Genomic DNA, 13,734 nt, shown 5'->3' on the forward strand with positions numbered 1-13,734 from the left:
GATCAACGGCGGCGGATTTTCAACAACAACGCTTCGACCCTACCGATTTGCCGCGACGCTCGGTGACCGCGTGACACGCCTTGGCGCAGTCGCGCCGCTCCGCGGGGTCGGCAGGGTCGCCCGGCAGCAGCATCCGATGCGCCGCGCCGCCGCATGCCCGGAGCGTCAGCACGCGCGCCTCGACCGCGACGGGCGGCTGCATCAGCGCTGCCGCGCCCAGCATCAGGACGACATGGCGCGCGGTCATCGCGCGTCCTCTTCCTCATCCTCGACGAAGATGCGCAGCGCCGCACCGTCGAGATCGTCGAACTGCCCGCCGCGCAGCGACCAGAAGAAGGCGGCGAGCCCGATGAGGCCGAGCCCGAGCGCGACCGGGATCAGGACGAGCAGGCCGTTCATCGCGCCGCGCCCTTCAGCCGCAGCGCGTTGCCGACGACGATCAGCGACGATCCCGACATGGCGATGGCGGCGACCAGCGGTGTCACATATCCCATGAAGGCGAGCGGCACCGCGATGATGTTATAGCCGATGGCGAGCGCGAAATTCTGCCGCACGATCGCTTGCGTCCGCCGCGCGACGCGGATCGCCTGCACCACCGGCATCAGCCGGTCGCCGAGGAAGATGCAGTCGGCGGCATTCTTGCCCGCGTCGCTCGCCGATCCCGGCGCGATCGAGGCATGGCCGGCGGCGAGCGCAGGGCCGTCGTTGAGCCCGTCGCCGATCATCAGCACCCTGTGCCCCGCCGCCGTCTGGCGCGCGATGGCGGCAAGCTTGTCCTGCGGGCTCATGCCGGTCTGGGCGGTCAGGCCGAGCGAGCGCGCCACCGGCGCGACGGCTGCGGCGCGGTCGCCCGACAGGATGCTCGGCGCGACGTCCGCCTGGCGCAGCGCGGCGATCGTGTCGGCGGCATCGGGGCGCAGCGCATCGGCGAAGCGGACGGTGAGCGCCGGCGCGCCATCGATCGCGAGCTGGGTCGCGAGCGCGCTGTCGGTTGTGGGCTGGGCTGGGCGGCCCAGCGTCACCCTGCGGCCTTCCCATTCGGCCTCGACGCCGAAGCCGGGGGTTTCGCGGATTGCTTCCACCGCGAGCGGCGTCACCCCCGCCGCGGTCAGGTCGCGGGTCAGCGCCTCGCTGAGCGGATGGCGACTGGCGCGCGCGAGCGCGAGCAGCAGCGCGCGGACGGTCGCGTCCGCCTCGTCCAGATTGGTCGCGACCGGGCGGCCCAGCGTTAGCGTTCCCGTCTTGTCGATCATCGCGCGGTCGACGTCTGCCAGCCGTTCGAGCGCCGACCCGTCCTTCACCAGCACCCCGACCCGCATCAGCGTCCCCGCCGCGACGATCTGCGCCGCCGGCACCGCGAGGCCGAGCGCGCACGGACAGGTGATGATCAGCACCGCGACCGCGATCAGCAGGCTATGGTGCCAGCCCGCCCCCGCGACCATCCATCCGGCAAAGGCGAGCAGCGCCAGCGTGTGCACCGCGGGCGCATAATAGCGCGCCGCACGGTCGGCGATGCGGACATAGCGCGACTTGCCCTGCGCCGCCTCGCCCATCAGCCGCGCGATGTCGGCGATCGCGGTGTCGGCGCCCGCCGCGGTTACCCGGACGCGGATCGGCGCCTCGATATTCAGCGTCCCGGCGTGGACCGGATCGCCGAGACGCGCCTCTCGCGGCGCGCTCTCGCCAGTCAGCAGCGACAGGTCGATCCGGCTGGCGCCGCCCGCGACGACGCCGTCCGCCGCGAGCCGCTCGCCCGCCGCGACCAGCATGACCATGCCCGGTTCAAGCGCGGTGGCGTCGACCCAGCGGCTCGTCTCGTCGGCGCCGACGACCATCGCCCCGGTGCCCATGTTGCGCAGTAGCGCGGTCACCCCGCCGCGCGCGCGGTCGCGCATCACGCTGTCGAGCCAGCGGCCGCAGAGCAGGAAGAAGAGCAGCATCACGACGCCGTCGAAATAGGCGTGGGGACCGTGCGTCGCGGTTTCGTAAAGGCTGAGCGCGGTCGCGATCAGCACCCCGATGCTGATCGGCACGTCCATATTGGTCCGGCCGTGCCGCACCGCGCGCCATGCCGAGCGGAAGAAGCTGCGCCCGGCATAGGCGACGGTCGGCAGAGCGATCGCCGCCGACAGCCAGTGGAAGAGGTCGCGCGTCGCGCCGCTCGCGCCCGACCACACCGACACCGACAGCAGCATGATGTTCATCATCGCGAAGCCCGCGACCGCGACCGCGCGCAGCAGCGCCCGGCTGTCGGACGCACCGCCGTCGACCTCCGCCGGGCCATCGCCGATCGGATGCGCCTCGAATCCCAGCAGCGAGAAAGCGCCGATCAGTTCGGGCGTTTCCGCATCGAGGGTGCACGAGATATGCACGCGCTTTTCGGTGAAGTTGACCCGCGCCGCCGCGATCCGCCGGTCGCGCACCAGCCCCTGCTCCAGCTTGGCGATGCAGCCCGCGCAGCGGATGTCGGGTACCGCGAAATCGCGCTCGACGAGCAGGGCGGCGGCTTCGGTCATTGCAGATCGACCCGGTAGCGCGCCTCGTCGGCGCCGCGATGCACCGACAGGTCGAGCTGCCAGCGCCCGGCGGGCAGCGCATCGAGCGAGCGAAGCGCGCCGTCGGCGGCGGGCGCGAAGCGCATCGCGCGGGCGGGCGTCTGGCCGAGCGGGTGGCGGAGCGTCGCGACGATGCGCAGGCCCTTCACCGGCGCGCCGTCCTTACGGACGGTCAGCCGGACGTGGCGGCCCTCGTCGACCGTGACGCTCTCGTCCCAGCCGAGCCGGTCCTGCGCCTCGGCGCGCGCGAGCCATTCGTTGTAATGCTGGCTCGCGACATAGCTGTTGTCGACGACGGTGCCGCCGAAGGTCGACAGCGCAAAGCTCGCCATCACCATGTTGACGCCGATGACGACGCCGAAAAAGGCGACGAGGATCATCGCCGCATGGCGTCCGGTGAAGGGCCCCGGCTCGCGCTTTTCGGTCATGGCTCGGTTCCCGGCCGGTCGAACTGGATGATCTCGCGGTCGCCGCGCGGATCGTCGTCGAGCGCGCGCACCGCGATGGCGAAATCCTGCCGCGCCGGCCCGTCGCCGGGGGCGACGACGAACAGCCGCGCGCTCGTCACGCTGTCGGGCGCCAGCGGCATGTGCAGGCTCTGCCGCGCCGTTTCGCGCGATCCGCCGTCGATCCACAATCGCGCCTCGGGCAGGCCTCTGACGCTGATTTCGACCCGGCGCGGGCGAAGCTCCATATTGCGCAGCTTCAGCGTGTAATTGTTGCGGATCGCGCCGTCGGAAAGCTGGACGTAGAGCGGGCTGCGCTCGTGCTGGACGGCAAGGTCGAGCCGGGTGCGCTGGCCGAGGGTGAAGAGCATCGCCAGCCCGATCGCGCCCCACAGGCCGAAATAGACGAGAGTGCGCGGGCGGAACAGCGTCTTGCGGATCGGCGGCGCGACCCCGCCCGCCTTTTCGGTCGCGGCATCGTCGAGCGTGCAATAGTCGATCAATCCGCGCGGCCGGCCGACCTGCGCCATCACGCTGTCGCAGGCGTCGATGCACAGCGCGCAGGTGATGCAGCCGATCTGCGGTCCCTCGCGGATGTCGATGCCGGTCGGGCAGACCGCGACGCACTGGTTGCAATCGACGCAGTCGCCAAAGGCGCCGGGGTTCTTCTCGGCCTTCTTGACGCTGCCGCGCGGCTCGCCGCGCCAGTCCTTGTAGGTCACGAGCAGCGACTTCTCGTCCATCATCGCGGTCTGGATGCGCGGCCAGGGGCACATATAGATGCACACCTGCTCGCGCAGGAAGCCGCCGAGGACGAAGGTCGTCGCGGTGAGCACCGCGACGGTGACATAGGCGACCGGCTCCGCCTGCCCGGTCCAGAAATCGTGCGTCAGCGTCGGCGCGTCGGCGAAATACATGATCCACGCGCCGCCGGTCCAGAAGGCGACGGTCAGGTAGATCGCATATTTGACCGTCCGCTTGGCGATCTTTTCGGCCGTCCACGGCCCGTTCGCGAGGCGGATCTGCGCGTTGCGGTCGCCGTCGATCAGCCGGTCGACATGCTGGAACAGGTCGGTCCACACCGTTTGCGGACAGGCATAGCCGCACCAGGCGCGCCCGACCGCGCTGGTGACGAGGAACAACCCGATCCCCGCCATGATGAGCAGGCCCGCGACATAATAGAATTCATGCGGCCAGATCTCGATCTGGAACATGTAGAAGCGCCGGTTCGCGAGGTCGACGAGCACCGCCTGGTCGGGCGCGTGCGGCCCGCGATCCCAGCGGATCCACGGCGTTCCGTAATAGATCGCCAGCGTGACCGCCATGATCGCCCATTTGAAGCGCCGGAACGGGCCGTCCACCTTCTTGGGGTAGACGCCTTTCCGCGCCGCATAGAGCGACCCATGCTCGCCGGTCAGGTCGTCAGGGCTGGCCATCGGCTCCCCGTCCTTCGGGCGCGGCGGCCGCAAGGGCCGGCGCCGGCGCCTTTTCGCCGCCGCCGAGCGAATAGACATAGGCGGCGAGCATCTTGATCGTCACCGGGTCGAGCCGGCTGTTCCAGCGCGGCATCACGCCGTTGCGCGGCTGGGTCACCGTCGCGGCGATGCTGGCACGGTCGCCGCCATAGAGCCAGATGGCGTCGGTCAGCTTCGGCGCGCCGACCTCGCGCCCGCCCTCGCCGGCGGGACCATGACAGACGGCGCAGTTCGCCTCGAACAGCGCGGCACCGCGCGCCGACGACGCGCTCGGCTTTTCCTGACGGCTGATGACACGGACATGGCTGACGACGTCGGCGATCTGCCCCGCGTCGAGGATGCCGTCGCGCCCGAAGGCGGGCATCAGGCTGGTGCGCGTCGCCTTGTGATCGGGATTTCGGATACCGTGCGTGATCGTATAGTCGATCGTCGCCAGGTCGCCACCCCACAGCCAGTCGTCGTCGGTCAGGCTGGGATAGAGTGTCTTCACCCCCGCGCCGCCCGCGCCGTGGCACTGAACGCAATGAACGCGGAAGGCCGCGGCTCCGCCCTGCACCGCCGCCTGCATCAGTTCGGGCTTCGCGGGCAGGTCGGCGATCGCGGTCGCGGCGATCGCGTTCATCACCGGCGCCCGCCGCGCCGCGTCGGCCTGCATCTCCGCCTCGAGCTGGCCGCGGCTGCTCCAGCCGAGCACACCCTCGGTCGCGCCATGGATCATCGGCCAGGCGGGATAGAGGATGACATAGACGATGCCCCAGACGATCGTCGCATAGAGCGACCACAGCCACCAGCGCGGCATCGGCGTGTCGAGTTCCTCGATGCCGTCCCATTCGTGACCGGACGTGACCGTCCCCGTCACTTCGTCGATGCGCTTATGATCGGCCATTGTCGTCTTCCTTGAAGATCATGTTTGCGGCTTCGTCATGGTGACGGCGGGCGCCCTTGCGGAACGGCCAGGCAATGAAGAGGAGGAACATCGCCACCATGACGATCAGGCCCCAGCTATCGGCGAAATGCCGCACCTCGTCATAGCTCATCGCGCTGCTCCCGCAGCGGCGGCGGGCGCGTGCGTCTGCTCCTGCGGCGCCGCCTTCTCGACATCGACCAGCGTGCCGAGCATCTGGAGATAGGCGATCAGCGCGTCCATCTCGGTCACGCGGGCGGGATCGCCGTCGAAATCGCGCACCTGCGCCTTGGGGTAGCGCTTGACGAGATCACCCGCGCCCGCATTCGGGTCGGCCTGCGCGCGGATGTCGTCGTTCGCCTTGGCGATGTCGTCCTTCGTATAGGGAACGCCGACGCGGTAGAGCGCGGTCAGGTCGCGCGCCATGTCGCTGGCCTCGAGATCGCGATCGGCGAGGAAGGCATAGCCGGGCATGATCGATTCGGGGACGACGCTGCGCGGGTCGATCAGGTGCGCCTTGTGCCATTCGTCCGAATAGCGCCCGCCGACGCGCGCGAGGTCCGGTCCGGTGCGCTTCGACCCCCATTGGAACGGGTGGTCGTACATGCTCTCCGCCGCCAGGCTGTAGTGGCCATAGCGTTCGACCTCGTCGCGGAACGGGCGGATCATCTGGCTGTGGCAGGTATAGCAGCCCTCGCGGATATAGATGTTGCGCCCCGCGAGTTCGAGCGGCGTATAGGGCCGCATCCCGTCGACCTTCTCGATCGTGTTGTCGATCCAGAACAAGGGCGCGATCTCGACGATGCCGCCGATCGCGACGGCGATCAGCGAGAAGAAGCCGAGCAGGCTGACATTGCGTTCGAGCTTCTTGTGGCTGAAGCGCTTTTCGGCAGGTTGGGAAGCCATGTGCCTGAAGCTCCTTATTCGGCGGGAACGGGCGCCAGCGGGCGGTCCGCAGCGGCGTTGTAGGGGGTCTCGGTCATCGGCTTTTCCTCGCGGACCCGGCCCGCGAGCGTCGCCCAGACGTTGAAGACGAGCAGCAGGAAGCCGGCGAGATACATCGCCCCGCCTGCGGCGCGGATCAGATACATCGGGTGCATGGCGGCGACGGTCTCGGCAAAGCTGTAGACGAGGTAGCCGTCGGCGCCGTACTCGCGCCACATCAGCCCCTGCATGATCCCCGCGACCCACATCGAGGCGGCGTAGAAGACGATCCCCAGCGTCGCGAGCCAGAAGTGCCAGTTGACCATGCGCAGCGAATAGAGCCGCGGCCGTCCCCACAGGCGCGGGACGAGATAATAGACCGCGGCGAAGGTGATCATGCCGTTCCAGCCGAGCGCCCCGGCGTGAACGTGCGCGATCGTCCATTCGGTATAGTGGCTGAGGCTGTTGAACGCCTTCACCGACAGCATCGGCCCCTCGAAGGTCGCCATGCCGTAGAAGGCGAGCGCGACGACCATCATGCGGATGATCGGGTCGGTGCGGATCTTGTCCCACGCGCCGTTCAGCGTCATCAGCCCGTTGATCATGCCGCCCCAGCTCGGCATCCACAGCACGACCGAAAAGACCATGCCCAGCGTCTGCGCCCAGTCGGGCAGTGCGGTATAATGGAGATGGTGCGGCCCGGCCCAGATATAGAGGAAGATCAGCGACCAGAAATGAAGGATCGACAGGCGATAGCTGTAGATCGGCCGTTCCGCCTGCTTGGGCACGAAATAATACATCATCGCGAGGAACGGCACGGTCAGGAAGAAGGCGACCGCATTGTGCCCGTACCACCATTGCGTCAGCGCATCCTGCACCCCGGCGAAGGCCGAATAGCTCTTCGACCCGAAGATCGTCGCCGGCACCGACAGGTTGTTGACGATGTGGAGCATCGCGATGGTGACGATGAAGCTGAGATAGAACCAGTTGGCGACATAGATGTGCGGCTCGCGGCGTTTGACGATCGTCCCGACGAAGACGACGAAATAGACGACCCAGACGATCGTCAGCCACAGGTCGACATACCATTCGGGCTCGGCATATTCGCGCGCCTCGGTGACCCCCATCAGATAGCCGGTGGCCGCGAGAACGAGGAAGAGCTGATAGCCCCAGAAGACGAAGCGGGCGGCGGCCGGAAAGGCGAGCCTGGCGCGGCAGGTGCGCTGGACGACATAAAAGCTGGTCGCGATCAGCGCATTGCCGCCGAAGGCGAAAACCACGGCCGACGTGTGCAGCGGGCGCAGCCGCCCGAAGCTCGTATATTCAAGTCCCAGGTTGAGCGCCGGGAAGGCGAGCTGCAACGCGATATAGAGCCCGACCGCGAGCCCCGCGACGCCCCAGAAGATGGTGGCGATGACGCCCCAGCGCACCGGGTCGTCGTCATAGACGCCCTGGTCGGGCGGCATCTTCAGGAGGCCGCGCGCCATGGCCCCGTAATCGGCGCGCGAGACACGGCTCCACAGCATGATCAGGCAGGTGGCCGCAACGATGACCATATGCACGGCAAAGGGCGTGTCGACCGCCAGCGCCGCAAAGACCAGCGCCAGCAAGGCGAGCCCCAGCCAGCCGCCCGCCTTGAAAACCAGATCGTCCATCATCGCGAATCCCCGTTCGGCGCGGCTCCATCGGCCGCGTCCATCAAAGCCCATGGCCGCACCCGCGGCCCGGAACATTGACCTGGATCAACGAAAAATGCTGCAGCGCATCAATAGGACGATTTGTCCCAGTCGGGGGATAAGCGCGGCCCGAAGGCGGTCAGCCGGCGATCGCCTCCATCGCCGCGCGGTCGTTGATCACGATCTCGCGGCGCGAGGGCAGATCGAGCAGCCCCTCGGCGCGCATCCGGGTGAGCTGGCGGCTCGTCGTCTCGATCGTCAGCCCCAATATGTCGGCGATCTGCTGGCGGCCGAAGGGTAGCTCGAACCCGCTCTGCGCACCGGAGTTGCATCCCTGCCCCGACAGGCGCTCGGACATTTCGAGCAGGAAGGACGCGACTTTCTCCTCCGCCGATTTGCGGCCGAGCAGCATCATCCAGTGCCGCGCCCGGTCGAGCTCGTCGAGCGTGCGGCGCAGCAGCTTGTGCTGCAGGTCGGGATGCGCGCTCGCGAAATCGTCGAAGCTCTTGCGATTGAAGATGCAGACCTCCGCATCGGTCATCGCGGTGACGCTGTACGGACTTTCCTTGCCGAACGGCCGGCCGATGAAATCGGACGGAAAGACGACGCCGACGATCTGCTCGCGCCCGTCGGCGGCCGCGACGACCAGTTTCAGCACGCCTTCGAGAACATTGGCGACGACCGGCGCGTCGTCGCCTTCCCACAGCAGGGTCTGCCCGGCCTTGACGCGATGATTCCGTCCGAGTTTGCCGAGCAGCGCCAGTTCTGCGGCATCGAGGCTTGCGCAGATCGCCCGATTGCGGACGACGCAGGAGGCACAGTCGGTCACCCCTCCGCCATAGTCGACTGCGGACCCGGTGGGAAGGGACGATGGGTCGAAGAAGGCTTCGGTCATGCCGCATCCGCGCCGGGAGCCGGCCGCACCGCCATCGGGACATAGATGAGCAGGAACAGCAGGAAAGCCGCGGCCCACAGCCCGCCCGCCACCGCGATGACCGTCATATAGTCGAACGGCAGCAGTGGCGCGATCACGCGCAGCAGCGCCCCCGAGTGAACGAGGATATAGATGAGGACGGTCGCGCGGTCGGCCTCGAGCGGCCGCCCGGTGTGGCCGCGCGTCGCGCGCGTCATCACCGCCAGCGTCATCGCCCCCATCGCGCCGGCACCGAGCGCATGCACCGCGCTCGAAACCGGCAGCAGCGGATGCAGCGTCGCGCAGCCGAGCAGGATCAGCCCCGCCGGAAGCCAGGCGTAAGAGAGGTGGAGCACGAAGACGAGCGGATCGCCGAACGCCTTCAGACCCGCCCAGCGCGCGAGGCGAACGAGCTGGAGGCCGCCCGCGGCGATCAGCAGCCCGGCCGCGACGGGGCTGGCGGGCCCCGCGACCCACGCCGTGAGCGCTAGCGCCGTCATCCCGATCACCGCCATGTCGAACCGGTTCGGCAAGGTCGGCAGCCCCTCGCTTGTCCCCTGCCGCATCAGCCAGTTGCGGGTGAAGGCGGGGGTGATGCGACCGCCGATCAGCGAGATCAGCAGCAGGATCAGCGCAAAGCCCATATGCACCCCGAGCGCCGGATCGGCGAGCGCGCCCATCATCGCGGCATGATCGAGCGCGCAGGCGGTCGCGAACAGGAAGAGGATGACCAGGATCGGCTTGTTGCGGTTGCCCGAGGCGAAAATCTCGCGCGCCGCATAGGCGAGCAGGATCAAAAAATAGACGACGTCGAGCGCCGCGCCGACCAGCGGCGGCACCGTCGCCGAGAAGAGGATCGCCAGCCGCGCCGCCAGCCACAGGCCGCCGACCGCCGCGACGCGCCAGCCCGTCACCGTCGGCCGCCCGGTCCAGTTGGGCATGGCGGCGCTGACGAAACCGCCGATGATCGCGCCGAGATAGCCGAACAGCATTTCGTGCTGGTGCCAGGCGAGCGGGTCCATCGCGATCGGCAGCGTCCAGCGCCCGCCGAGCGCGCCGACCCACAGGGTCACGACGATCGCCGCCCAGGCCGCGCCGCACCCGAAGAGCAGGCGATAGCCGCCGCGCAGCCACAGCGGCGAGCGCGCATCGGCGCCCGGCGCGCCGGCGGCCATCATCGCCATGCTCATGCCCGCGCGCCCTTCCGCCACAGGCCGAGTATCACGACCTGCCACGCGACCGCGACCGCGCCGAGGATGAACACCACGTCGCCGAAGGTGCGGACCCAGCGCAGCGTTTCGAGGAAGTCCTGCTGCAGGAATTCATCGCTGCGCGCATACCACATGCCGGTGGTCACGCTCGCCTCGAACTGGAACAGGCCGACCGGCAGCAGGCTGGTAAAGATCATCAGCACCAGCCCCGCGTTGAGCCCCCAGAAGCCGAGGCGCATCAGCCGCTCGTTGAACGCGATCTCCGGCCGGATGTAGCGCAGCACCAGCAGCGTGAAGCCGAGAGCGAGGAAGCCATAGACCCCGAACAGCGCCGCATGGGCGTGGACCGCGGTGGTGTTGAGCCCCTGGAGGTAGAAGAGCGCGACCGGGGTGTTGATCATGAAGCCGAAGACCCCGGCGCCGAGCATGTTCCAGAAGGCGACCGCGACGAAGCACATCAAGGGCCAGCGCAGCGCGCGCATCCACGGCGCGCGGTCGCGCAGGCTCCAATGCTCCCACGCCTCGTAACCAAGCACGATCAGCGGCACGACCTCGAGCGCGCTGAACGCCGCGCCGACCGCCATCACCGGGGTGGTCGTCCCCGAGAAATAGAGGTGGTGGAAGGTGCCCGGCACCCCGCCGACCATGAACAGCGAGGCCGAGGCGAGGCTGGCCGCGGTCGCGATCCGCTTCGACACCAGCCCCATCGACGCGAAGATGAAGGCGATGGCGGCGGTCGCGAACACCTCGAAAATGCCCTCGACCCACAGGTGGACGACCCACCAGCGCCAATATTCCATGATCGTGATGTGGGTGCGCTCGCCATAGAAGAGGCCCGAGCCGTAGAAGAGCCCGATCGCGACGGTCGAGACAGTGAGCAGCAGCAAGAGGCTCCGGTCGCCCTCCTTCTCGCGCCGCAACGCCGGCATCATGCAGCGCAGCATCAGCACCAGCCAGAAGAGCAGGCCCGCGAACAGCGCAAGCTGCCAGACGCGGCCGAGGTCGAGGAACTCATAGCCCTGATGCCCGAGCCAGAAGCCGAGCCCGTCGGGCATTTCCTGCGCGATGGCGAAATAATTGCCCGCAAACGACCCGACGACGACCAGGATCAGCGCCCAGAAGAGCAGGTCGACCCCCAGCTTCTGGTGCTTCGGGTCGCCGCCGTGGATCACCGGCGCCAGGAACAGCCCGGCGGCGAGGAAGGCGGTGGCGATCCACAGCACCGCGCTCTGGACGTGCCAGGTCCGGGTCAGCGCGTAAGGAAAATATTGCGACACATCGATGCCGTAGAAGCTCTGCCCCTCGATCGTGTAGTGCGCGGTGAAGCCGCCGATGAACACCTGAAAGATGAAGAGCGCCAGCACCACGAACAGATATTTGCCGAGCGCGCGCTGCGACGGGGTCAACGCCGCGAGCGTCAGCGGATCCTTGTCGGCGGCGACGAGCGGCGTGTCGTCATGGCGGCGCAGAAAGGCCCAGCCCCAGATCAGCGAGCCCACGCCCGCGATCAGGATGACGACGCAGGCGAGCGACCAGAGGATGTTCTCGGGCGTCGGCTGGTTGCCGATCAGCGGCTCGGGCGGCCAGTTGTTGGTGTAGGTCGCAACCGTCCCCGGCCGCTCGGTCGACGCCGCCCAAGCGGTCCAGAAGAAGAAGTCGGTCAGCGCCGCGCGCTTCGCGGCGTCGGGCAGCGTCCCCTCCTTCATCGCATAATTGTCGCGCATCTCGCGCAGCGCCGGGTCGGTGCCGTAAAGTCCCTCATAATGCGCAGCGACATGTGCGATCGCACGGGCGCGGCGGTCCGAGACGGTGACGGCGCCCGTCGCCGGATCGAGGCTGTTGTGCCGATATTCCTGCTTGAGCCGATGGGTCAGCGCTGCCTTCTGCTCGATGTCGAGAGTGTCGAACGGCTTGCCATAGCTCTCCTCGGCCGCGATGCTCAGCCACGCGGTCAACTCGCGATGCAGCCAGTCGGCCGACCAGTCGGGCGCCTGATAGGCGCCGTGCCCCCACACCGAGCCGAGCTGCATCCCACCCGTGCTCTGCCACGCCGCCTGACCCGCCATGATGTCCTCGCGGGTCATCAGCACCTCGCCCGAGGCGGCGACGACCTGGGCCGGGATCGGCGGCGCCTTGCGATAGACCTCGACCCCCGAAATGCCGAGAATGGCGAAGGTCACCGTCAGGACCGCGATCAACGTCCACCAGAGCTTGCGATATTCGCCCACTTGAACCCCCTGTCGTCTCGAAAAATCCGTTTCAGCCCGACGCGCGTTCGTCGAACAGGATCGTCAGCAGCAGTGACGTGTCCGCGACCGCCTCGACCGTGTGCGGCGTTCCCGGTTCCAGGAACAGCCAGTCGCCGGCCCGCAGCTCGGCGGGCGCATCGCCGCCCAGTCGCGCATGCCCGGCGATGCAGTAAAGCGTCAGCGACCCCGCGACCCGGTGCGACGCGATCGAATCGCCGGCGCGCACCACCAGATGGATCGCCTCGAAGGACGGCGTCCGGGCCAGCGCCGCCGTCGCGGTCGCCGGATCGTCGAGCGATCCCGGGCGCGCCACCTCGCCGGAGCGGCAATGATGCAGCGCCACGCTCAGCCCTCCCGGGGCCGGACGCGGCGGACGAGGGCGCGGAGCCATCGGCCGACGGCCTTCGCGAGGCCGTCGCCGCTGTCGTGGCGCGCGCGCCGCACGTCGAGCGGCCCCGACCCGATCACTTCGCCGCATTCCGGGCAGAACATCGTCCATTCTCCATGAGCCAGCCTTGACCCTGTGTCCGCAGGATAGCAGAGCCGGCGGCGATGAATTTGCGCTGGATCAAACTTCTCCCCCTTCGGCCCAACCTTTCCTAGAAGGCCGGGCATGACCGCCTTGATTCCCGTCGATGCGAACGCACTCGCCGACATCGCCCTGTTCGCGGCGCTGCCGCCCGCCGTGCTGGATGAGGCGGCCGCGATGGCCCGTGCGCGGCCGCTGCCGCGTGGTCTGCGGGTTTTCGACCAGGGCGAAACCGCCGGCCGCGCTCACGCTCTGCTGTCGGGCTGGGTGCGAATCACGCAGGCGGGCAGCGACGGAGAGGAAATCCTCGTCCGCTTCATCGGCCCGGGCGAAATCTTCGGCTGCGTGCCGGTCCTGACCGACGGCCTCTACCCCGCCGACGCGACCGCTATCGTCGATGCGGTCGAGCTGAGCTGGGATCCGTCCGATCTGCTCGCGCTGATGCAGCGCCATTCGCAGGTCGCGATCACCATGGTCGCCATCGTGGGCCGGCGGCTGGGCGAGGCGCAGGAACGGCTGCGCGAACTGGCGACGCAAAGTGCCGACCGCCGCGTCGCGCGGACGCTGCTGCGGCTGCTCGACCAGGCGGGGCGCCCGGGCGGCGAGGGCATTCGGATCGCATTTCCGCTGCGGCGCAAGGACGTCGCCGATATCGCCGGAACCACGCTCCACACCGCCAGCCGCATTCTCGCCGAATGGGAACGCCGTGGTCTGCTGGTCAGCCGGAACCGGCATCTGATCATCGCCTCCCCCGAAGAGCTGCGCCGAATCTCCGAGGGTTGAGCCGGCTGAACGGCACTGCGCCTCGCGCCGCATCGCGGCCAACGATGCGCCATGGCCGAGGCCGAACCA

15 protein-coding genes are annotated in these 13,734 nt (G+C 68.5%); 1 reads left to right on the forward strand and 14 read right to left on the reverse strand.

Features of this window, described 5'->3' with window-relative positions; all coding sequences use genetic code 11:
* Nucleotides 1–19: 19 nt before the first annotated feature.
* From CD928_RS09155 to CD928_RS23385, 14 genes are all read right to left on the reverse strand, one after another.
* Nucleotides 20–247, reverse strand: a complete 228-nt coding sequence (locus CD928_RS09155; protein ID WP_095386788.1) for a hypothetical protein — start codon at nucleotides 245–247, stop codon at nucleotides 20–22.
* On the reverse strand, nucleotides 244–399 hold the full coding sequence (gene ccoS, locus CD928_RS09160) for a cbb3-type cytochrome oxidase assembly protein CcoS (protein ID WP_095386789.1): 156 nt from the start codon (nucleotides 397–399) through the stop codon (nucleotides 244–246). The genes CD928_RS09155 and ccoS overlap by 4 nt, the downstream gene beginning before the upstream one ends.
* A complete protein-coding gene (locus CD928_RS09165; protein ID WP_095386790.1) occupies nucleotides 396–2,516 on the reverse strand; it encodes a heavy metal translocating P-type ATPase in 2,121 nt (706 codons plus the stop codon). Before CD928_RS09165 ends, ccoS begins: the two co-directional genes overlap by 4 nt.
* Nucleotides 2,513–2,983: a FixH family protein gene (locus CD928_RS09170; RefSeq protein WP_095386791.1), complete on the reverse strand. Its 471-nt coding sequence runs from the start codon at nucleotides 2,981–2,983 to the stop codon at nucleotides 2,513–2,515. The genes CD928_RS09165 and CD928_RS09170 overlap by 4 nt, the downstream gene beginning before the upstream one ends.
* The gene (ccoG, locus tag CD928_RS09175) at nucleotides 2,980–4,437 is read right to left on the reverse strand and encodes a cytochrome c oxidase accessory protein CcoG (RefSeq protein WP_095387351.1); all 1,458 of its coding nucleotides are present in this window, start codon (nucleotides 4,435–4,437) and stop codon (nucleotides 2,980–2,982) included. Before ccoG ends, CD928_RS09170 begins: the two co-directional genes overlap by 4 nt.
* The gene (gene ccoP, locus CD928_RS09180) at nucleotides 4,424–5,362 is read right to left on the reverse strand and encodes a cytochrome-c oxidase, cbb3-type subunit III (protein WP_095386792.1); all 939 of its coding nucleotides are present in this window, start codon (nucleotides 5,360–5,362) and stop codon (nucleotides 4,424–4,426) included. Before ccoP ends, ccoG begins: the two co-directional genes overlap by 14 nt.
* Nucleotides 5,349–5,513, reverse strand: coding sequence for a cbb3-type cytochrome c oxidase subunit 3 (locus CD928_RS09185; RefSeq protein ID WP_095386793.1), 165 nt, complete (start codon nucleotides 5,511–5,513; stop codon nucleotides 5,349–5,351). The genes ccoP and CD928_RS09185 overlap by 14 nt, the downstream gene beginning before the upstream one ends.
* Entirely contained in the window at nucleotides 5,510–6,286 is a 777-nt protein-coding gene (gene ccoO / locus CD928_RS09190) for a cytochrome-c oxidase, cbb3-type subunit II (protein WP_095386794.1), read from the reverse strand. Before ccoO ends, CD928_RS09185 begins: the two co-directional genes overlap by 4 nt.
* 14 nt (nucleotides 6,287–6,300) lie before the next feature.
* Nucleotides 6,301–7,959: a cytochrome-c oxidase, cbb3-type subunit I gene (ccoN, locus tag CD928_RS09195; protein ID WP_095387352.1), complete on the reverse strand. Its 1,659-nt coding sequence runs from the start codon at nucleotides 7,957–7,959 to the stop codon at nucleotides 6,301–6,303.
* A 160-nt stretch (nucleotides 7,960–8,119) separates the two neighbouring features.
* Nucleotides 8,120–8,809 carry a Crp/Fnr family transcriptional regulator gene (locus CD928_RS09200; RefSeq protein WP_176473562.1) on the reverse strand — a complete coding sequence of 230 codons (690 nt, stop codon included), beginning with the start codon at nucleotides 8,807–8,809 and terminating at the stop codon, nucleotides 8,120–8,122.
* A 62-nt stretch (nucleotides 8,810–8,871) separates the two neighbouring features.
* The gene (locus CD928_RS09205; RefSeq protein WP_141237129.1) at nucleotides 8,872–10,083 is read right to left on the reverse strand and encodes an NnrS family protein; all 1,212 of its coding nucleotides are present in this window, start codon (nucleotides 10,081–10,083) and stop codon (nucleotides 8,872–8,874) included.
* A complete protein-coding gene (locus tag CD928_RS09210; protein ID WP_095386797.1) occupies nucleotides 10,080–12,332 on the reverse strand; it encodes a nitric-oxide reductase large subunit in 2,253 nt (750 codons plus the stop codon). The genes CD928_RS09205 and CD928_RS09210 overlap by 4 nt, the downstream gene beginning before the upstream one ends.
* A gap of 31 nt (nucleotides 12,333–12,363) precedes the next feature.
* Nucleotides 12,364–12,696 (reverse strand): cupin, encoded by a 333-nt coding sequence (locus CD928_RS09215; protein WP_095386798.1) that lies wholly within the window; start codon nucleotides 12,694–12,696, stop codon nucleotides 12,364–12,366.
* 2 nt (nucleotides 12,697–12,698) lie between these two features.
* Nucleotides 12,699–12,845 carry a hypothetical protein gene (locus tag CD928_RS23385; protein ID WP_176473529.1) on the reverse strand — a complete coding sequence of 49 codons (147 nt, stop codon included), beginning with the start codon at nucleotides 12,843–12,845 and terminating at the stop codon, nucleotides 12,699–12,701.
* Between the two features lie 121 nt (nucleotides 12,846–12,966).
* Between CD928_RS23385 and CD928_RS09220 the strand changes: the two genes are divergently transcribed.
* Nucleotides 12,967–13,665 carry a Crp/Fnr family transcriptional regulator gene (locus tag CD928_RS09220; protein ID WP_095386799.1) on the forward strand — a complete coding sequence of 233 codons (699 nt, stop codon included), beginning with the start codon at nucleotides 12,967–12,969 and terminating at the stop codon, nucleotides 13,663–13,665.
* The last annotated feature ends 69 nt before the right edge of the window (nucleotides 13,666–13,734 follow it).

Origin of the sequence: Sphingopyxis sp. GW247-27LB (assembly GCF_002277025.1) — a bacterium.
GTDB lineage: Bacteria > Pseudomonadota > Alphaproteobacteria > Sphingomonadales > Sphingomonadaceae > Sphingopyxis.